Annotated in this window: 13 protein-coding genes and 1 tRNA gene; 10 read left to right on the forward strand and 4 right to left on the reverse strand. The window is 63.8% G+C overall.

Translation table 11 applies throughout. The annotated features are described in order from the left end of the window. Positions 1-6 precede the first annotated feature (6 nt). On the reverse strand, positions 7-714 hold the full coding sequence (locus L338_RS03610) for an SIMPL domain-containing protein (protein ID WP_022696998.1): 708 nt from the start codon (positions 712-714) through the stop codon (positions 7-9). A gap of 254 nt (positions 715-968) precedes the next feature. Here L338_RS03610 and L338_RS03615 point away from each other — a divergent pair, with 254 nt between their 5' ends. The 4 genes from L338_RS03615 (at position 969) to L338_RS03630 (ending at position 7,328) form a co-directional block, all read left to right on the forward strand. Further along, entirely contained in the window at positions 969-2,795 is a 1,827-nt protein-coding gene (locus L338_RS03615) for a L,D-transpeptidase family protein (RefSeq protein ID WP_161624594.1), read from the forward strand. A gap of 31 nt (positions 2,796-2,826) precedes the next feature. Then, complete coding sequence (locus L338_RS03620) at positions 2,827-3,978, forward strand: M15 family metallopeptidase domain-containing protein (RefSeq protein WP_022697000.1); 1,152 nt, start codon at positions 2,827-2,829, stop codon at positions 3,976-3,978. 70 nt (positions 3,979-4,048) lie between these two features. After that, positions 4,049-4,125 (forward strand) — tRNA-Ile (locus L338_RS03625). A 326-nt stretch (positions 4,126-4,451) separates the two neighbouring features. Then, positions 4,452-7,328 carry a S8 family peptidase gene (locus L338_RS03630; protein ID WP_241762230.1) on the forward strand — a complete coding sequence of 959 codons (2,877 nt, stop codon included), beginning with the start codon at positions 4,452-4,454 and terminating at the stop codon, positions 7,326-7,328. Positions 7,329-7,411: 83 nt separating this feature from the next. Here L338_RS03630 and L338_RS03635 read toward each other — a convergent pair whose 3' ends face one another. Together L338_RS03635 and L338_RS03640 are read right to left on the reverse strand one after the other, a co-directional pair. Beyond that, positions 7,412-7,909 carry a c-type cytochrome gene (locus tag L338_RS03635; RefSeq protein WP_022697002.1) on the reverse strand — a complete coding sequence of 166 codons (498 nt, stop codon included), beginning with the start codon at positions 7,907-7,909 and terminating at the stop codon, positions 7,412-7,414. Then, positions 7,910-11,134, reverse strand: a complete 3,225-nt coding sequence (locus tag L338_RS03640; protein WP_022697003.1) for an amidohydrolase family protein — start codon at positions 11,132-11,134, stop codon at positions 7,910-7,912. It abuts the gene before it with no gap. A 218-nt stretch (positions 11,135-11,352) separates the two neighbouring features. Between L338_RS03640 and L338_RS16290 the strand changes: the two genes are divergently transcribed. From L338_RS16290 to L338_RS03670, 6 genes are all read left to right on the forward strand, one after another. Then, complete coding sequence (locus L338_RS16290) at positions 11,353-12,405, forward strand: class I SAM-dependent methyltransferase (protein ID WP_022697004.1); 1,053 nt, start codon at positions 11,353-11,355, stop codon at positions 12,403-12,405. A gap of 40 nt (positions 12,406-12,445) precedes the next feature. After that, positions 12,446-15,541 (forward strand): rhamnan synthesis F family protein, encoded by a 3,096-nt coding sequence (locus L338_RS03650; RefSeq protein WP_022697005.1) that lies wholly within the window; start codon positions 12,446-12,448, stop codon positions 15,539-15,541. An 11-nt stretch (positions 15,542-15,552) separates the two neighbouring features. After that, complete coding sequence (locus L338_RS17515; RefSeq protein ID WP_022697006.1) at positions 15,553-16,614, forward strand: hypothetical protein; 1,062 nt, start codon at positions 15,553-15,555, stop codon at positions 16,612-16,614. Beyond that, positions 16,598-17,866, forward strand: a complete 1,269-nt coding sequence (locus L338_RS03660) for an FkbM family methyltransferase (protein ID WP_022697007.1) — start codon at positions 16,598-16,600, stop codon at positions 17,864-17,866. The genes L338_RS17515 and L338_RS03660 overlap by 17 nt, the downstream gene beginning before the upstream one ends. A 65-nt stretch (positions 17,867-17,931) precedes the next feature. Continuing rightward, positions 17,932-18,879 (forward strand): NAD-dependent epimerase/dehydratase family protein, encoded by a 948-nt coding sequence (locus L338_RS16295; protein WP_022697008.1) that lies wholly within the window; start codon positions 17,932-17,934, stop codon positions 18,877-18,879. A 15-nt stretch (positions 18,880-18,894) separates the two neighbouring features. Continuing rightward, a complete protein-coding gene (locus L338_RS03670) occupies positions 18,895-19,869 on the forward strand; it encodes a hypothetical protein (protein ID WP_022697009.1) in 975 nt (324 codons plus the stop codon). On the opposite strand, the gene rfbA is transcribed toward L338_RS03670, so the two are convergent. Next, positions 19,866-20,732, reverse strand: a complete 867-nt coding sequence (gene rfbA / locus L338_RS03675; protein WP_022697010.1) for a glucose-1-phosphate thymidylyltransferase RfbA — start codon at positions 20,730-20,732, stop codon at positions 19,866-19,868. The genes L338_RS03670 and rfbA overlap by 4 nt on opposite strands. Between the last annotated feature and the right edge of the window lie 115 nt (positions 20,733-20,847).

The following is a 20,847-nucleotide window of genomic DNA, read 5'->3' on the forward strand; positions in this document are numbered from 1 at the left end:
AAACAATCAATATTCGATCTGGAACGTCGCGTTGACGTTGACCGACATGGTCAGCTCGCCCGGCTCGACCGGGGTGGCGCCGTCCGCGGATTCGGCCATCGCCATGCGGGCATATTGCGGCTGCGGGTAATAACCGCCGCTCTCGCTCAGCTCCAGAATCGGGCCAAGCTTGAAGCCGCCGGCCTCGGCGTAAAGGCGGGCCTTTTCCAGAATTTTTTCCATGGCGTCGCGGCGCGCGGCGTCCATTTCCTCGTCCGAATTCTCACGGCTGAAGCCGACATTGTTCACATTGTTCGCGCCGGCGCGGACCATGGCGTCGATCGCCGGGCCGACATCGTCCAGATCGCGCACGGTGGCGGTGACCTGGTTGGAGGCGCGATAGCCGCTGATGCGCGGGCCGGTTTCGGTGTTCTCGCGGTTATTGGCGTAGACCGGGCTGATATTCAGGTTCGAGGTTTGGATATCCTTGTCCGCGACGCCCGCCTTGCGCAGCTCCGCCACCACGCGGTTCATCTTGGATGAGTTCTCGGACAACGCGGCTTCGGCGGTCTGGGCCTGGCTGACAACGCCGGCGGAGAGCGTGGCCATATCGGGCGCGGCCTTGGCCTCGCCGGTGGCGTTCAGCGACAGCTTGGGACGCAAATCGACATTCTGCGCCATGGCCGAGGCCGGAACGGCCAGCAGGGTCAGGGCGACTAGGGCGGATCGTATCATATGAAATCTCCTTGGAGGGCGGGCGGTTGTAACGTCCCTCTCACGCCCGCCAATTGATCTTGGAATCACGACAGGATCAAGGCGAAGCGGGGACATTCCGATGACCCGGCCGCCTTAAATGTGACGGCGCCAAACGCGTTTTTTGTCCGATGGTTCCATCGAAAAACACATGAAAAAGAATGGCTTAGATTCGGGAACAGAACAGGGCTTTGCCGCCTTCCTCCGGCCAAGATGATAAAAACGGAGACGTCATAATGAGAGCCCTGACTGGCATGAGCGCCGCCCTGAGCACCGCCGCCGCGATCGGTTCCCTTGCCGTAGCATCCGGCGTTCTGACGGCCGATGCCAATGCCGAGGATACAAACGCCCTGAATTCCACGGCCTTGTCCTCCGCCGCCATATCTTCCGCGCTGGAGACCCAGATCACCGACGGCGCGTTTGAAGCCATGCTGGCGGAAAATCTCTCCGAAGGCGTGCCGCAGGCCGCCCGGGCCGCTTATGCGCGCAATCTCTTCCAGCCGATCTGGACCTATGACGGGCAGTCGTTCGAAGAGGCGATCCGTGAAACCGCCCGCCGCCATGATGCGGAAATCACGCCCCGGCTGAGCGAAACCCTGATGACCATTCCGCGCCAGCCGCAATCGGCCGAACAACTGGCGCAGGCGGAAATCGCCATGAGCTGCGCCTTCCTTCAGCTGGCCGAGCAGGTCAGCCGCGGGCTTCAGGACGAGGGCGCCGCCGTGCGCTCGCCCAAGGCCGCGCCGGCGCATTCCCAGACAACGCAGGCCCTGCTGACCGCGGCCAACGGCGACATCGCCGCCGGAATGGATCTGGTCGCGCCCGCCCGCGCAGACCGCGCCAACACCGCGCCGGCGATTGAACCGGTGAGCGGCGCATTCGGCAGCCGTCAGGCGCCGCGCGATTACCAGGACCGTCAGAACTGGAGCGCGCTGAACGAGGAGCTGGAGCATTATCGCGACATCGCCGCGGATGGCGGATGGCGCGCCCTGCCCGAGGGCGAGCTGATCGAGGCGGGCGACAGTGATCCGCGCATTCCCCTGCTGCGTCAGCGCCTGGAGGCGGAAGGCTTTTACGCCGGCGAGCAGCAGGGATTCTTCCAGTCTGTGCGGCTGGGCGATATGGGCCCGGACGCGGACGATATATCCCGGCAGGACGTTTACGGCCCGGAGCTTCAGAACGCGCTGAAAGCCTTTCAGGCCCGTCATGGGCTGAAGCGCGACGGCGTGGTCGGTCCGCGCACGCTGGAGGCGCTGAACGAATCCGTCGAATCCAAGATTGCGCGGATTGAAACCGCGATGCAGGCGGAACGCGAGATCGCCGGCCGCGACGGCAAGCTGATCCGTGTGAATATCCCTTCCTATCAGGCCGAGGCCTGGGAGGACGGCAAGGAAGTCCTTTCCATGAAGGCGATCGTCGGCAAGACCAGCACGCCGACGCCGAGTTTCAGCGACGAAGCCGAATTCATCGTCGCCAATCCGCGCTGGTATGTGCCGACCGGCCTGATGATCCGTCAGAAACTGTCCAAGCTCCGCGCCGATCCCGGCTATGCGGACGCGCATAATTTCATCGTCTATGACCGCGAATCCGGTGACCGCGTCAGCGCCTATAATGTGAACTGGCACAGCAGCGAGGCGCCCTCCCGCTATCGTCTGGTGCAGAAGGCCGGCCCGTGGAACGCGCTGGGCGAACTGAAAATCAAGTTCCCCAACAAGGACGCGATCTATCTGCACGGCACGCCGGACGATCATCTGTTCGCGGAGGACGAGCGGGCTTTCTCCTCGGGCTGTATCCGGCTTGAAGACCCGGTGAAATTCGCCAGCTGGACCGCCCGCGCCGGCGGCGCGACCGATGACGTGGAAAGCGCGGTCCGCAGCGGCGACAACCAGCGCATCCCGCTGGCCTGGAAAATCCCGGTCGAGATCACCTATGACCTGACCACGGTGGAAGACGGCGAAGTCTATTTCTGGCGGGATATCTACCAGCGTCAGGAGCAGCCTGTCATGATGGCCGAGCCTGCCCAGATTTCGTCAGAGCAATATGCTTCGCTGCAGGCTGGATAACCGGGACCTGAGGAACGGACGGGACAGCCTGATGAAAGCCGCCATTTTCCTGTGCGCCTCTGTGGCCGGCGCGGCGCTGATTGCGTCCGCGCTGGCCGATGACCTTGAACCCGGTCATCAGGACGGCGTCATGTTCGATCAGCCCCGGACCCCGCCTGAAACTGGCGAGCGGCGGGGCCTGCGGGAATATCGTGAGCCCGGGCCCGACGCCGCGCCGCAAAAGGTGGCGGCGCTGTCCGCCCGCCTGACCGGAGCGAACAAGGCGTCGCTGCCCGCTGATTCGCTTGAGACCGACATGGTGCCGCCCGGCCCGGCGATTGCGGGGGAAGCCGCCGCCTTTGTATCCGGCGCCGAGGACGATGCGCCGCTGCTGCTCAATGGCGAGGCGGCGCCCTATGATTTCTGGTTCGTGAAACTGTTGCCGGGCGAGAATGCGCGCTTTGGCCTGCCTGGCGGACATTCCCTGCGCGTGGATGGCGATCTGGCGGAAGTGAGCGAGGGCAAGGTTTCCTGGACGGCGCCGGAAGAAACGGGCTTCCACGATATCGAGATTACGAATGGCGATGGCGAAACCGTGCAGCAGGTTACGGCGATCGTGCTTGAGCCTGCGGAGAATTTCGAGGACGGGTCAGAGGACGGATTCCGCATGGACGAACATCCGCGCACCCCGCCGGCCGGCTATATCCGCCTGACTGAAGAGGACATGGACCGCCGCATCACGCCGCATTTCCGCGCCGGCCAGTTCATCTGCAAGCAGCAACCCGGCCACTGGCCGAAATATATCGCGCTGACGGACCCGATGATGCGCCGCCTGGAGGCGCTGCTGATCAGCCTTCGCGAGGACGGGGTGACGGACGCCGAGACGCTGTATGTGATGAGCGGTTTCCGTTCCCCCTTTTATAATTACGGCATCGGGGCGACCGAATTCTCGCGCCATATGTGGGGGGACGCGTCCGACGTCTATGTCGATGTCGCGCCGCAGGACGGCGTGATGGACGATCTGAACGGCGACGGAGAGCTGAACAAGAAGGACGCCGACTGGCTCTACGACTACGCTGAAGAGCTGTTCGCCGAACGCGACGACCTTCCAGACGGCGGGCTTGGCTCCTACGGCGCCAACGCGGTGCACGGCCCGTTCATTCATGTGGACGGCCGCGGCCGCGCCGCGCGCTGGGGCCGCTGACAGCAACGGCTTTTCCCGCCGCCGCGCCCGCGCTAAACCCTGACAGGTCCGCTTGGACTTCGCGTCTTGTGGGCCTGTAGCTCAACTGGTTAGAGCCGGCCGCTCATAACGGTCTGGTTGCAGGTTCGAGTCCTGCCGGGCCCACCATCCCTCTTGCGGGACATTCTTTAATCCCGCGAACCGGGTTTTAAACGCATTTTCGGTCCTGCCGTCCGGGCAGACGCGACGCCGCCCTGTAGCGGAACCCGCCGCTTTCAAGCAGGCATTTTTCAACCCGCTGAAATCAAAGAGCTTTTTTTGATTGGAGAATGGCGGGCAGAGATTTTGTGCCTAATCGAGTTTTAAGAATTGCATCAAATACGAATAATATCAGAAAGGAAGTTTCAACCTAAGTCATTAGAATTTAAATAGTTTTTTTATGGGAAGCTCCGTCGTCGCCGCTAAAAATAATAAGGAGTCGGCCGGTGCAGAAGATGCATTTGTTTGCTGGCGTTGCTTCCCTGACGGTTCTGTTTGCCGGGCCGGCTCTCGCAAAACCGGGCGCCGAGGACGGTACGGACCGCACGGCATATTACGGGGACATCAACCCTTTCTATGGCGACCTCGATCCGTTTTACGGCGACATCAATCCTTTCTACGGCGACATCAATCCGTTTTACGGCGATATCAGCCCGTTCTGGGGCGATATCGGTCCGTTCTGGGGCGACATCAATCCATTCTACGGCGATATCAGCGCCTTCTGGGGGGATATCGGCCCCTTCTATGGCGATCTGGGACCGTTCTGGGGGGATATCGGTCCCTTCTGGGGGGATATGGGCCCGTTCTGGGGCGACATCAACGCCTTCTGGGGTGATATCGGCCCGTTCGATGGCGGCACGGAAGCCGACTATCAGCAGGTTCTGAGCGATCTCAACGCCATGCTGGCCCAGTCCGAAGCGGTGTGGGGCGAGGTTGTCGAGGCCGATACCGGGCTTTCCTTCTGGAACGGCTTTGCACAGGACGTTTTTGCAAAGCACGGCATCGACCTGACCGACGCCAGCTCTCTGGAAGACCTGGACGCGGCGGACCGTTCGGCCTTCTTCATGGACTGGTATGACGGGCTGATGGCGTTTTCCGGCGCGGACCGCGTCGATCACTGGATGGCTGCGGCCAACTGGTCCCCGGCGCTGACGCAGATCCAGGGCAGCGGCGACGATGTGCGAATTGGCCTGCTGGACGCCTCTGTTCACGGGCATGACGATCTGACGGACAACCTGATCTATGCCGGCGGCTATGACAGCCAGACGGGCGGTCATGGCGCGGGCGTGATCAGCCTCCTGGTCTCCGAACATGACGGCGAGGGCGTGATGGGCATCGCGCCGAACGCCGATGTGGCGGCCTATAGCCCGTTCGATGAAACCGGCACGGCCGGCTGGGACGATATCCGCCTTGGCATCTATAATCTGCTGCAGCAGAAATCGACCATCATTAATATGTCGCTGGGCGTGTCGGGCTGGACGCTGAACCAGGAATGGAGCGGTATCTTCTCCGACAAGGTCATCAAGAAGATGGACCGGGTCATCTTTGTGAAAGCCGCGGGCAATGACGGCATTCAGCAGACCGTGGATCTGGACTGGGATTTCCGGAACGATCCCAACCTGCTGATCGTGGGATCGGTCGGCCCTTCAGGCGAAATTTCCAGCTTCTCCAATACGCCGGGCGAGGCATGCCTGCTGGATAACGGGATCTGTCACGAAGAGAACAAGCTGAAATACCGCTTCCTGGTGGCGCCGGGTGAAATGATCCTGGTCGCCGACGGCGAAGGCGGGCTGGTCCGCCGCAGCGGCACCTCCTTCGCTGCGCCGCTGGTGACCGGCGCCATCGCGCTGCTGCACGACCGCTGGCCGTGGCTGTCGCGTTATCCGAAAGAGAGCGCGGGCATCATCCTGCAATCGGCGCGTGATCTGGGCGAGCCCGGCGTGGACGGCGTTTATGGCTGGGGGATGCTGGACATCGAGGCGTCGCAATCGCCGCTGAATTTCAACCGGCTCTACTGGTACGAGAACGTCCCGAAATACAAGAAGAACGGCGAGCTTCACAAATACAAGCTGAAGCGGAAGCGCGCGACGCAGATCCGCAATCCCAGCGAAAGCGAGCGCGAGGCCTGGGAAGCCGACGGCATGTATTTCTATGCCTTTGAATATATCGGCGACACCTGGCGCGACTTCGCCATTCCGCTGTCCACCCAGCTGATCGGCCAGACCGCCAAGATCCGCGGCGAGGACGAACGCTTCCAGCATTATCTCTATGAGCGGATGATCGACTGGATGGATGGCTTCAGCTTCAGCGACGTGACGACGCACACCGCGCCAATCGCGCGCGGACAGGACTGGCGCTTCGAAATGTCGATCGCCAATCGCAGCCCGTTCGAGGATTATTCCGAAAGCGCGCTGCCCTTCCAGACCGGCTTCAGCCTGGAACAGCCGGAGACGGGCCTGGCGCTGAAATTCGGCTATGGCGAAGGCGCGATGGCGCTTTCCGGGCAGGAAGGCTTTGGCCTGTTCTCCGATTATGACGTCTCCACGGGTGGCGCCAATCCGGTGCTGGGCCTGGCCTCCGGCGGGGCCTATGCCGGCGGCTCCTACGGGCTGGGCGAGAAGGCGACCCTCAGCTTCGGCATGACGGAGACGCAGAATGACCGCTTCTATGTCGCGCCCTGGAGCAATGAGGAGCTGCCGCTGATCGAAGGGCTGGAGGATTACAAGGCCTCGGCGATCAATTTCGGCATGGACTACGCCCTGACCGGGCGGGCCTCGTTTGGCGTGGCCTATACCCAGCTGCAGGAAAACTCCGGCCTGCTGGGCATTCAGGGCCTTGGTTCGCTGGCCATGGACAAGGGCGGCGTGACTGACGCGGCGACCTTCAGCGGCGGCTATCAGCTGACCGACACGGTCAACCTGTCGGCCTCCGTCACGGTGGGCCGGACGCGCGCCGGTTCGCTGGCGGACAATGTGCTGTCGGTCGCCGATGGCGGCCTGACCTCCACCGCGTTCGGCGTGGCGGCCGCCAAGACCGGCCTGTTCGGCGAGTCAGACCGGGTGCGCCTGTCGATGGCGCAGCCGCTGCAGGTTTCCAGCGGGCAGCTGGAATACACATCGGTGCAGGTCGTGGATCGCCAGACCGGTGAAATCGGCGTGGTGACCGAGACTTTCGATATAGGCGGCCAGAACCGCGACTATGTCTTCGAGGCGCTCTATGCAGCGCCGGTCATGGACGGGCGCGGCGAAATCAGCGCCTTCAGCCAGGCCGAAACGCGGTCCCGCGGCAGTACGGATGTAACCGTCGGGGCGCGCTTCGGGATCGGCTTCTAAAACACTCTCCCACGGCGCGATGCGTTGGGGCGGGGCCGGGTTCCTCCATTGAATTCGGCCCCGTTTTTCTTTGCGTGGAGCGCCTATTCGGCGTCGCCGCCGGCGGCCTTGATATAGGCGATCACGTCGGCGCGTTGCTGCGCCACCTTCAGGCCCGCGAACGACATCGTGGTGCCCGGCAGATACTCGCGCGGGTTTTCCAGATACTCGAAAAGGACCTCTTCGCTCCACATCAGGTGCGAATTGGCGTTGGCGTTTGAATAGCGGAAGCCTTCGACCGCGCCGGCTTCGCGGCCGATGACGCCGTGCAGGGACGGTCCGACGCGGTTCATGCCCGGCTCCAGCGTGTGACAGGCCTGACACTGGCGGAAAATGCGCTTGCCGGACTTCGCATCGCCCGTGACGCCGGCGATCTCGAACGTCACGCCCTCCAGCGGATCGGCCGTGGCGGTGTCGCCCGCGCCGGCGGATCCGCCGGCGGCGCCATCACCCGCCGGAGCGGAATCCTCGCCGCCGCACGCCGCCAGCGCCAGGCCGGCGGCGGCCAGGGCGGCCAGGGCGAACAGGGTCAGTCTTGTCATCTATTCCTGCTCCTCTTCCCAGTAATAGGGCGCGGGCGCGTAATCGCCGGTCGCCGTTTCCCGCATGGTCACCGGATCATAGAGCCGCCCGTTCAGCATGACATGCGAGATGTCGTCGCTGTTGCGGATATCCTCCAGCGGGTTGGCGTCCAGAACCACGAGGTCCGCCAGCTTGCCTTCCTCCAGCGAGCCGAGATCGCGGTCAAAGCCCAGCGCGCGGGCCGGGGTGATGGTGGCGGCCTTCAGCGCGTTCAACGGGCTCCAGCCGCCGCGCACGAAGGACCACATCTCCCAGTGGGAGCCGAGACCCTCTTCCTGTCCGTGCGCGCCGATGGAGACCATCACGCCGCGCTCCGACAGCAGTTTCGCGGTCGCGGCGCTGACCTGATCGGCGAAGTCCTCCTCCGGCGCCTTGGTGCGGCGGACATTGCGCGGCTGCAGGACATGCGGCGGCACGTGGCGGGACAGGATCGGATGCTTCCAGACATCATCGGTCATGCGCCAGTAGGGATCCGCCGCCGGACCGCCATAGGTGACGACCAGCGTCGGCGTATAGGCGACGTCCGTCTGGCCATAGAAGCTCAGCGCGTCCTCATAGAGCATGGATTGCGGGATATTGTGCTCGATGGTGGAGTTGCCGTCGGCGACCATCGCCATGTCCATGTGATAGAGAGAACCGCCCTCCGCCACGACGGCCATATCGACCGCCTTGGCGGCGGCCACGACCTGCTGGCGCTGGTCGCGGCGGGGCTGGTTATAGTTCTTGATGCTGTGCGCGCCCTGCACGTTCAGGCGGCGCACATGTTCCTGCGCGTCAGAATAATCCTGAATGTCGGCGAAGAAGCCGGGGGCTTTCGCGCCATAGACAACCTCGCCCGTGGAGAACAGGCGGGGGCCGAGATACCGGCCGGCGCGCTGCAGCTCGTTCGCGGCGAAAAACTCCGAGGAGTCGTTGGACGGGTCGTGCACGGTGGTCACGCCCAGCGCCAGATGCGCCACGGCCAGCCAGTTGCGCTGCGGGATGATCTCGTCATCGGCCTGCGCGCCATGGGCGTGCGCGTCGATCAGGCCGGGGATGATCGTTTTGCCCGCCACATCGACGGTTTCCGCATTGCCGGGAATTTCCACGTCGCCGGACGCGCCGACGGCGGCGATGCGGTTGCCGTTGATCACGATCACGCCGTCCTCGATGACGCCGCCCTCCGCATCGGTCATGGTGACGATGCGCGCGCTGGTCAGGGCGACCACGCCCGAAGGCTTGGCCGCATCGACGCTCATGGAAAGCGAGACCCCGCTCTCCGGCGGGGTGAAGGCGTTGTCCTCTCCCTCCGCGGCGGGGGCGTTGCGGGTGATGGCGTTCAGATCGGCGGAATACAGCGCCGGACCCAGCGACCAGTGGAAGCGCTGGCCGTCATTGGACCAGTGCGGCCATGACGCGCCGTCCTTGCTTATTTCGGTGACCGGGAACGCCTTGGCGTCCTTGGAGGCGTCCGCCGATTGCGGGCCGGGCGCCAGCGGCATGACATAGGCGTCGTAGTTTTCGCGGAAGATCACGTAATCGCCCGCCGGAGAAACCCGGTAGCCGGCGTTCAGGACGCCGGAGGCGTGAACGCGCCGCGCCTCGCCATTCAGGTCCGTACTGATCAGCTGGCGCTTGTCATCCTCGTAAACCGTCATGAAGACACGGTCGCCACGGGCCCCGAAATGCGGCTCGCCGCCGGATTTGGAGACGCGCTCGATCTCGCCGCCGCCGGCCGGGACGCGATAGACGCCGCTGCCTTCCGACCATTCGGGGGCGGTCAAATAGCCGCCTTCGCCCTTCTCGAAGACGATGGTGTTTCCATCCGGCGAGAAAGCCGGGCGGCGGTAATGGCCCGGATTGTCGGTGACCAGCCGCTCGCCCCGGCCCGAAGCCGAAACGGTGCGGATGGCGCCCAGATCCTCGTCATCCCATGTGGCGAAGACGATGCGGCTTCCGTCCCGCGACCAGGCGGGGAAAAGCTCGCGCCGGTCGCTGTCATTGCCGGTCAGGCGGCGCGGGCCGCCGCCGGACATATCCTTGACGTAGAGCTTGCCCAGGGACTGGAAGACCACGCGGTTTCCGTCCGGCGACACCGCGGCGAAGCGCGGCATGGTCGTCTGGAACGTGTCGGTGAAGACATCGATCTGCGGCCGGGGCGGGTCGATGACCTGCCGCGAATCCTGAACGCGGAAGGGAATTTCCGTGACTTCGCGGCTGTCGATATCGATCCGCTTGATCTTGCCGCCGGCCCAGAAGACCAGCGCCTGGCTGTCCGGGGTCCAGTCCATGTTCGGGTACATGCCCTGTACGCCCCAGGTTTCCTGCATGTCCTGATCCAGGGCGTCATGAATCTTGAACGTCTCGCCGGAGCGCAAATCCTTCAGATAGAGCCTGGATTTGGCGCGCTCCCGCCGGACAAAAGCCAGATAACGCCCGTCCGGTGAGGGTTCGGGACGCACAGAGCCGCCATGGCCGGAGACGGCGGTGTCGATCTCGCCCGTCTCCATGTCATAGCGCTTGATATTGAACAGGTCGGTATTGGAGTCCTGAGCGTAGATAAATGTCCCGCCCGGGGTGACGTTCTGGGAGTAATAGACATAGCGGCCATCGGGGGAGAAGGCCGGCTCGCCCAGCTCTTTCTGGTGCTCCTCGCTTGGCTTCTCGACCAGCTGCACGCCGCCGCCGCCGGTGACGTGATAAAGCCAAATCTCGCCGGTCCCGAGCGAACGCGAAGTGGTGAAATGCTTGCGCGCGGCGATGAATTTTCCGTCGGGGCTCCAGCTGGGATTATTGAGAAGGCGGAATGTTTCCTCGGTCACCTGCCGGCGGTCGGAGCCGTCGGCGTTCATGATCCAGATATTGTCCCCGCCGCCGCGGTCGCTGGTGAAGGCCAGGCGCGAACCGTCAGGGGAAAAACGCGGCTGGTATTCCCAGGGCAGGCCGCTGGAGACCGGCGTGGCGTCGCCGCCGGACATCGGCATCGTGTAGATATCGCCCAGCAGGTCGAAGGCAATGGTCCGCCCGTCCGGACTGACGTCTAGGCTCATCCATGTGCCCTCTGTCACGTCGATGGAAACCTCGCGCGTTTCCATCGGCGGATTGGCGACATCCCATTCCGGCTTGTCCGAATCGCCATCCTGAGCGGCGGCGGTGGCTCCCATAATCGAAAACGCGCTGAGCGCGGCGGCGGCGCCGAGTTTCATCGTCCCTCTCCCCGAACATGAAGTTATTGATTTGTCGCCGCGGACCTTAGGTGCGTGGACGGCCGGTCACAAGGCGGCTATCGAGCGCACGGGAGGAGGGGCGTGAAACTGTTTTTGCCTTTGCCCCGCGAAACCGCCTAAGACATGGAATGGCCGGAAACGGAGGGCATGACGCCAGCTTTCCCGACCGGCGTGAAAAAGCGAGCCTGGTACGTTCAATGAAAGATTCCGACCTGAAGCCCGTCGCATTCTCCTCCAGCGCGCGGCCCAAGGAAGTCCCTGTTCCTGAAAGCGTCCTCAAAGAGGCCGGCTTCGCGCCGGGCGATCCGGTTGCGGCCATTCCGCTGGGCAATGGCGAATTTGTCTTTGCGAAGGTCAAACCGGACACCGAGTTTGCCGCCCATGGCAATGTCAAATTTGGCCCCGCTCAGCTTGAAAAAGCGGGCCTGACGCCGGGCCAGCCGCTGAAGTTTACCGTCTTGCCCACTGGCGCGGTGCGCGCGGCCCCGCTGGAGGATCCGCGGGCGGACGAAAGCTTTCAGAATCCGCCCCGGGACGCGCTAGACCGTCCGGTCCCGCCGGCCTGGCTGATCCAGGCCTTCACAAACGTGCCGTCCGTCGAGAAACATATCCGCAACGGGGACCGGCAGGCCGACCTGATCGCCCAGACGGTTTCGGATCTGGGCAAGGACATCGCGGACTTCGACAGCATCCTTGATTTCGGCTGCGGCGTGGGGCGCGTGCTGCGCGGGCTGCCGCGCCACACCAAGGCCAAGCTGATCGGCTGCGACCTTCACGAAGACGCCATCGCCTGGCTCAGCCAGCACATGCCGGAGCATCGTTTCCTGATCGGGACGGAGTATCCGCCGGTCGATATTCCCGACGACAGCGTCGATCTGATGTACGCCATCTCCGTGCTCACCCATCTGGACGAAGACCACCAGATCAAGTGGCTGGAGGAATGGGCGCGGGTTCTCAAGCCCGGGGGCGTGGCGATCGTGACGTTCCGCAACGAAGAGTTCCTGGAGGCCTTCGTGCGCAGCCAGGAAATGGTGGAGCGCGTCACCAAGGGGCTGATGAATGACGGCGGCTTCGTATTTGAAAGCCACCAGCGCTGGCAGGGCGTATTCTCCGAATTCTACGCCGACGCCTATCATACCAAGGACTATATCCGCCGCGTCTGGGGGCGGTATTTCGAGGTTCGCGACTTCAAGGATCCCGGCACGTTCATTACCCGCCAGAACGCCGCCATCATGGTGAAGCCCGGATAATTCCGCCTCCGCGCCAACACCCATCAAGAAGGAACAGATTGTGCCGGCCGAAGACCAGCTTGATGACGCCATCATCGACCGGATCGAGCGATCCTGCCTGTTCGATTACGATTATTACCGCGCCCGCAGCGGGCAAGAAGGCGGACGCCGCGACCTGATCGGTCACTACATGACCGAAGGCGCGCGCGACGGGTTGCGCCCTTCGCCGGTGTTCGACGCGCAATTCTATGTCGAAACCTATGCCGATGTTCAGGCGGCGGACGTCGATCCGTTCCAGCATTACGTGCTGAGCGGCCGCGCGGAAGGGCGTTATCCCGGACCGGAAGTGCTGCGCGCCGATGCTTTCCGCATCCGGAGCAGCGGGCTTTTCGACTTCCATTTCTATCGCAAGCGGTACGGCACGCCGCATGACCAGGACGCGATCGAACATTATCTGAAGCACGGCGTCCTGAACCGGTTCCGCCCGCGCCCGGATTTCGATGGCGAGTTTTACGGCGACTACTACCCGGACTGGACGGCGTTCCGCTGTCCGTTCATGCACTATGTGGAGCATCACGAGCGGCGCTGGGCCTATCCCAGCTTCAAGGCGGCGGACCGGATCGGCGAACGCCTGCGCGACAGCGAATATTTCGACGAGGATTATTACCGCGAGCGTTACCTGCACGAGACGCCGGACCTCGATCCGGTCGTGCATTTCTGCACTTACGGTTTCCGCCGCGGCTATGAGCCGTCAGCCCGGTTCGACGCGCAATATTATCTGGCGAACCATCCCGACATCATGGAGGCGGAGGTCAATCCGCTGCTCCATTTCATCGACGCCGGCGCCTCCGAGGGGCGCGCCGCGACGCCCAAGACAGGATATCTGTTCAACAAAGGCGGCCGCACGCTGGACCCGAACAAGCCGACAGTCCTGGTGGTCTGCCATGACGCCAACCGGACCGGCGCGCCGATCCTCGGCCTCAATCTGGTGGCCGAACTGTCGCGGGACCACAATGTCGTGTCCTGGCTGGGGCGTCCGGGCGACCTGGCCGACGATTTTGCGGATTTCAGCATATTTACGCTAAAACGCATCCCTGAACCGGGCGCGGTGGAGGCCGTGATCAAGGCGATCGGCGACCGGGCGGAACTGGATTACGCGATTCTCAATTCGGTGGAGACCAACAAGGTCGCCCCGGCGCTGACCAAGGCGGGCATCCCGATTGTCTCGCTGATCCACGAATTTTCCGAATATTCCCTGCCGCGCGGCAAGATCGGGCGCAGCGTGCTGCTGTCGGACGTGACCATCTTCCCGGCCAATCTGGTGCGCGAAAGCGCCATTGACGAGCTGGAAAGCTTCCTGATCGACGATGTCCCCGACAGCCTGATCACCCGTCATCAAGGCCGCTGCGTGATCGGCACGACGGAAGCCTCGGACGACGACCTGACGCGCGAGCAGCTCTACGCCAAGCTGAAACTGGGCGAGGCGCCCGAAGCCGCCGATGACGATGAAGCGCCCGCCGCCGCGCCGGAAGACCCGGACAAACCCTTTGTCGTCATGGGCGCGGGATGGGTGCATCCGCGCAAGGGCGTGGACCTGTTCATTTCCACCGCGCGCCACTTCAAGAAGCTGACGGACCGGCCTTTCCGCTTCGTGTGGGTCGGGGGCAATTACCGGCCCAAAAACGACATCAATTATTCGGTCTGGCTGGCGGACGAGGTCAAGCGCTCCGGGCTGGAGGACGAGGTCGTGTTCGTGGACGAGCAGGGCTCGCTGAACACGCTGTGGTCAATGGCGGACGCCTTCTACCTGCCTTCGCGCCTCGACCCGTTCCCGAACGTGGTCCTGGACGCGCTGGCGCACCGGACGCCGGTGGTGTGTTTTGAGGGCGCGACGGGCGTTGCGGACCTCGCCAGCAAAAGCTTCCCGGTGCAGGCCGCGCCGTATCAGGACAAGGAAGCGGCCGCGGCGGCGCTGAAGTCCCTGGCCGACGGCGAGATTCCGGAGTTCGACGAGACGAAGATCGAGAAGCTTCTGGACTTCCCGTCCTATGTCGATGAAATCCGCGCGGCGGCGCGCCGGGCCAAGGAAAGCGTCCAGCGTCAGGCCGCGGACGCCGAGGCGATCCTGAACGCCGGCCTGTTCCAGAAGGATTTTTTCGATCAGGGAGCGCCGGCCTGGCTGCAGGTGCGCAACAACCTGATCGCGCCGCGCCAGAGCGACCTGGTCAAGCTGTACTGCAAGCTGGCCGCCCATGGCGTGTTCCCGGCGAAATCGCGGCGCGGCTTCAATGACCGGCTCTATGCCGCGACCCATGGCAAGCGCGGAGACAATCCCCTGGCCACGATCGCGCGCAGCGGCGATGTCGGCCTGAATCATGACTGCATCTGCGTCAGCGGTCTGGAACTGGACGAGTCCGAGCCGCCGCAGGGGCAGAAAACCGCCCTGCACATCCATCTTCATTATGACGAGCTGGCGCCCGACATGCTTAGCCGGCTTCTGGGGGCGGACGCGTCCTGCGACCTGTTCATCACCACCACGGGCAAGGACAAGGCGAAGCGGTTGAAAACCGTGTTCTCCGCCTATCGGAACGGCAAGGTGGAGATCAAGGACGTGCCCAATCGCGGCCGCGATATCGGGCCCTTCCTGGCGGCCTGGCCGGGCAAGTGGAGCGAGTACGACGTCGTTGGCCATATTCACGGCAAGAAGAGCGCCGACCTGCAATCGGACCAGGGCGATACGTGGCGCGATTACATGATCGACCGGCTGTTGGGCGGACGCGCGGCGCTGAACACCATCCTGACCGCTTTCGCGGAGGATCAGACGCTGGGCCTGGTCTTCCCGGAAGACCCGCACATCATCGGCTGGACGGAAAACCGCGAGGAAGCGGCGCGGTTCGCCGAGCGGATTGGTCTGGCGGCGGACGCCCTGCCCGACGTCATAGAATTTCCGCTGGGCAACATGTTCTGGGCGCGAACCGCGGCCTTGAAGCCCATGCTGGATGAAAAATTCGACTGGACCGATTTCCCGGCGGAGCCGCTGCCCTATGACGGCACCATGCTCCATGCGATCGAACGGATGCTCCCGGTCGTCTGCGAGGCGACGGGGCATCACTGGCGCACGGTTGACAGAACCGACCGCCGCGCAGCCGGCTTCTAGAGGGAACAGACGTGGCGTCAGGACAACCGGACAAGACTCTTTATCTCCATATCGGCCTGCCGAAGACGGCCACGTCATATCTCCAGCGCCTGATGGAGGAACATCGCGGCGACCTTCTGGAAAAAGGTTTCTGGACGCCGTCCCGCAAGATTTACGCGCACCGCGTCGCCGTGGATACGCTGCCCGATGACGCCCGCGCAAAGGCGGCGGACGTGCAGAGCATTCGCCGGATCGACGAGCAGGACGTCTGGAAGGATATCGAACACGCGCTGTCGCAGCCGCAGTTCGGCACGATCGTTCTGTCCTCCGAATATCTCTCCATGGGGCTGGCCGAACGCGCAAAGGCCCAGATCGCCGACCGCATAGGGCTTCCCTGCAAGATTATCATCTATCTGCGCCGTCAGGATTACCTGACCGAGTCCGGCTATAATCAGGACGTGAAGGCGATGAATCGCCGTGAGCCGGTCCGCGCGCCGAATTACAGCGAGCGGCTGGACTGGGAGAAGGTGCTGGGCGCCTGGGCGGAGAGCTTCGGACGCGAGAACATCCGCGCCATCGGTTATGACAGGGCGGCGCGCGACCAGACTGTACAGAAAAGCTTTTTCGAGGCGCTGGACCGGCCCGACATTCTGGAAGCGGGCGAGCTGGAAAATGGCGAAGGCCGCGTCAATGAAAGCCTTCCCGCCGACCTTCTGGAATTCAAGCGGCTGGCCAACATGTTTGGCGATTTCGGGCTGGACAAGTGGCTGGCCGGCGTGGCGGCGGCCGGGGAGTGGGCGCCAAAATACCGCATGAGCGCCGAACTGGCCGAGCAGTACCGGACGCTTTACGCCGACTCCAACCAGAGGGTGGTCGACGCCTATTTCGACGGCGACAAGTCTGCTCTGGCGCTGGACGATGCGCCCGCGGACCCGGATCGCGGCGTGGACTTTACCGGCGCGCTGCCGGCCGAAACGCTCGCCAAACTGTTTGCGGTCCACCTCAAACAGACACGCCGTCGCGAGAAGGAATTGCGGGACCGGATCGCGGCGCTGGAAGAGCGGCTCGGCGTCAAGCATGAGCCGGACTCCTGAGCCGCAAGTGACTGCCCCGCCATACGATCCGCCCCGCAGGCCCTGGCGGCTCGGCTGCGGGGGATTCGATCTGGCGGACGATCCGGGCCTGATTGACGAGACCATCGCGCTGGCATTGGCCAATGACGCCTATGAGCGCGCAGAGATCGCCGTGCTGCGCGCGCTGTTGAAGCCGGGCGACCGCCTGCTGGAGATTGGCGGCGGTTTCGGCGTGGTCGCCCTGCACGCGGCCCGCATCCTGGGGCCGGACAATGTCGTCAGCTATGAAGCCAATCCGCAGACCGCAGACGCGGCGGCGCGCAATTTCCTACTGAATGCAATGCCGGTGCGCCTGATTCAGGCTGCGGTCACCGCGCAGGGCGGAGACAGCGTCCAGTATCGCGCGAACGAGAATTTCCTCGCCGGGTCATTGCATGAAAATGTCGAGGCCGGACGCGGAATGATCGAGGTCCAGACCGTCTCCCTTGCCGACGCGCTGACCGATAGCCGCGCCAATGTCATCCTGATGGACATCGAAGGCGGCGAGGCGGCGCTGGCGGCCTGTGACGCTCTGGGGCCGGCTGAGGCGGTGGTGGCGGAAATCCATCCGCAAATTCTGGGCGCTGATGGCGCGATCAAAGCCGCGGAAGATTTCGCCGCGGCGGGCCTGTTCCCGCGCGCCGACCTGATCCATGGCGATGTCTATGCCTTCACCCGTTCGGCGCGCCATGATGACGCCGCCCGCGCCGCCGTGGCCGCATCGCTGCGCGCCGCCGCCGCGCACAAGGCGGGCGATTACGCATCCGCGGCGGAGCAAATGCGGGCCTTTATCGATCTGGCGCCCGGCAATCCGGACGCGCATGAACGCCTGACCCAGATCCACCTGGCCGCAGGGGACCCGGAAAGCGCATTGGCGGAGGCGGAGACATTTCACCGCCTCGACCCCGCCAATCCGGTATCGTCCTATCTGGCCGGGGTCTGCGAAATGCGCCGCGGTCATCCGGCGGCGGCGGTGAAATATGCGGAGGCCGCTATTGCGCTGGCCCCGGCCGCGCCGCGCTACCGCCACATGGCCTGTCAGGCTGCACATCAGGCCGGCATGACGGGCGAGGCGCTGCGCCACGCCGTGCGGCTGGCCGAACTGGCGCCCTATGCGGCGAACCATATCGCTCTGCTGCAGCGGGCTTACCGGCAGGCCGGGCTGAAAGAACTTGCAACGCACGCGGCGGGCTGGGCCGGGGCGCTGACAAGCCGCGCGTCCGCCAAGGGGTGACCAAGCGGCTGGATGATGTTCTATCCGCAGGTAGAGTGCATCGCGGGCACACAGACAGGGCTGGCATGAAGCGAATTATCATCTTGGGAGCGAACGGCTATATCGGCCGCCAGCTGAGCCAGGGCCTCGCCGGGGAGGCGGGCGCGCACCTCACGCTGGTCAGCCGCAATCTGGACGCCGCCCGTTTTGCGCAAATCTGCCCGCGCGGCGACCTGATTTCCGCCGACTTCAATGAAACCGACCGCATGGTCAATATCTGCCGCAAGGCCGACATCATCATCGACCTGATCAACGCCACGCCTCCGCGCAATGCGGAAGGGGCGGTGGCGGAGGATGTCGAGAACAACCTGCTGCCGCACATCACGTTTTTCGAGCGCATGGCCGAGCGGTCGCAGGCCAAGCTCATCTTCTTCTCATCGGGGGGCACGGTGTACGGCAATGCCGACCGCCTGCCGATCCAGGAAGACGCGCCAGCCCGTCCGATCAGCCCGTACGGCGCCTCGAAACTGACGCTGGAGCGCTATCTCAGCATGTTTCACGCGGCCAAGGGCATGGATTATTCGATCCTGCGCGTGGGGAATATTTACGGCCCCGACCAGCCGGTGAAACGCGGCCAGGGCGTGATCCCGGCGCTGCTGGAGGCGGTGTTCGAGGACCGCGCCTTCAAGCTGTTCGGGGAGGGCCGGGCCAGGCGCGACTATGTCTATGCAGACGATGTGATCGAGGCGGTAAAGGCGCTGATCGCCGCGCCCGATACCTCCGGTCTGACCCTGAATATCGGCAGCGGCCGGGGCCATTCCGTGCAGGATATTCTTCAGGCCTTCCGCCAGTGGAGCCAGACAGAGCCGGAGATCGACCATCAGGAAGCGGGGGCGCAGGAGGTGCGGGACGTGATTCTGGACATCAGCCGCGCCCGGGCGCGGCTGGGCTGGCGGCCCCGCGTCGCGTTTCGCGACGGACTGAACAGAACCTTCGAGCACTACGCCGCCCATCACGCCTGGCGCGGCCGGTAAACCAGAAGAGAAAATATGCGCGTTGTTCTTCATATCGGCCACAGCAAGGCCGGCAGCTCCAGCATTCAACGCTTCCTGATCGACAATCAGGCGGCGCTTCTGGAGCGCGGCGTGGCCACGGCCGGCAAGGATTTCGAATTTTCGAACGAGGCTGAAATCCGCCGTCCGCCCAATTTCTGGCTGGAGGACAAGGCCAAGGACCCTGAATCGGCCGGCGCAGGCATCCGCGAAGCCCTGGAAAAGGCCTCGCAGGACCGGCGCGTGAAAATCGCGGTCATTTCCGCCGAAACGCTGGGGCGACGAGAGCGGGCGGCCCTGTTCGAAGGAATGGCGGACAGGTTCGACCTGAAAGTCCTGCATTATGTGCGTCGTCAGGATGCGTGGATCTACGCCGCGTGGAAGCAGTGGCAGGTGAAGGCGGGCCTGACGCTGGAGGAATGGGTGGAGCAATGCCTGAACCGGACCACGCCCGACTATGAAGGGATCTGGTCGGCCTGGACGCAATCGGCGATCCCGGAAGAGGCCTATGAAATGGTCTGGCTGAACGAGAAGACGCTGACGGGCGGCGATTTGCTGACCGATTTCTGCGCCCGCGCGGGCATTGACGGGGACGGGCTGGCGCGCCCGGGCCGCATCAATCCGGGTTTCGACCCGGCCCTGATGGAGGTGTTCCAGCGCGCGCCCTTCCTGTTCGAAGGGCCGCACGACAATGTCGTCTATCGTTATCTGGAAGACCGCCTCCCGGAAGAGGCGTTCGTTTCAGGCCGGATGCCGTTTCCGCTGGCGAAAGCCGTCATGGATTCGTTCCGGGAGAGCAATGAAACCCTGCGCCGGCGTTTCGCGCCGGACGTGGACCATGACGCGCTGTTCGGGCTGGAGCCGCCGGCCGATGAATCCGGCGAGAGCGATATCGACCGGCTGTACCGGGCGATGGGCTATGTCCTGCACCTGATGGCGAACGAGAAGCGCGGAAAGAATCCCGCCCGCTAGCTGGAAAGCAGGCGGGAGAGATAGCCCGCATATTTGTTGCGGCCCAGCGCATCGATCTGACGCGTAAGCTGGTCGTCGGAAATCCAGTCATTATGGAAGGCGATCTCCTCCGGGCAGGCGACCTTCAGGCCCTGCCGGGTTTCGATCGTGCGGATGAAATTGGTCGCATCGGCCAGCGAGTCGTGCGTGCCCATGTCGAACCACGCATAGCCGCGGCCCATGGTTTCCATGGAAAGCTGGCCCTTCTCCAGATAGAGCCGGTTCAGATCGGTAATTTCCAGCTCGCCCCGCGGCGAGGGCTTGAGGGACCGCGCCATTTCCGCAGCCTTGCCGTCATAGAAATAAAGGCCCGTGACAGCGAGATTGGAGGGCGGGTCCTTGGGTTTCTCGACGATGGAGGTGACCCGGCCGGCGTCGTCGACCGTCGCAACGCCGTAGCGGGACGGCTTTTCGACGCGATAGCCAAACACGGTCGCGCCCGAGGTCAGCTCCCCCGCGCGCTTCAGCAGCGCGGTCATCCCCGCGCCGTAGAAAAGATTGTCGCCCAGAACCAGACAGGACGGATCGCCATTGGTGAATTCCTCGCCGATGATCAGGGCCTGTGCGAGTCCTTCCGGCTTGGGCTGGGTGGCGTATTCTATGCGCACGCCCCACTGCGAGCCGTCGCCCAGCAGATTTTCAAAGGTTTCCACGTCGCGCGGGGTGGAAATCACCAGAATTTCGCGGATTCCGGCCAGCATCAGCGTGCAGAGCGGATAATAGATCATAGGCTTGTCGTAGACAGGCAGGACCTGTTTCGACACCGGAATGGTCAAAGGATAAAGCCGCGTGCCGCTGCCCCCCGCCAGTATGATTCCCTTCACCCGTGTTCCCCTTTTCCAATCTTCAAAGCCGCCCAACCGCGCCGCTGTGCCAAGTTTATTCCCGCCCTTCAAGCGGCGAGGCTGAACAGCAGGTTTTTTGAGGCCCGCTCGAAGC

Origin of the sequence: Euryhalocaulis caribicus, assembly GCF_000412185.1 — a bacterium.
In the GTDB taxonomy this organism is placed as follows: Bacteria; Pseudomonadota; Alphaproteobacteria; order Caulobacterales; family Maricaulaceae; genus Euryhalocaulis; species Euryhalocaulis caribicus.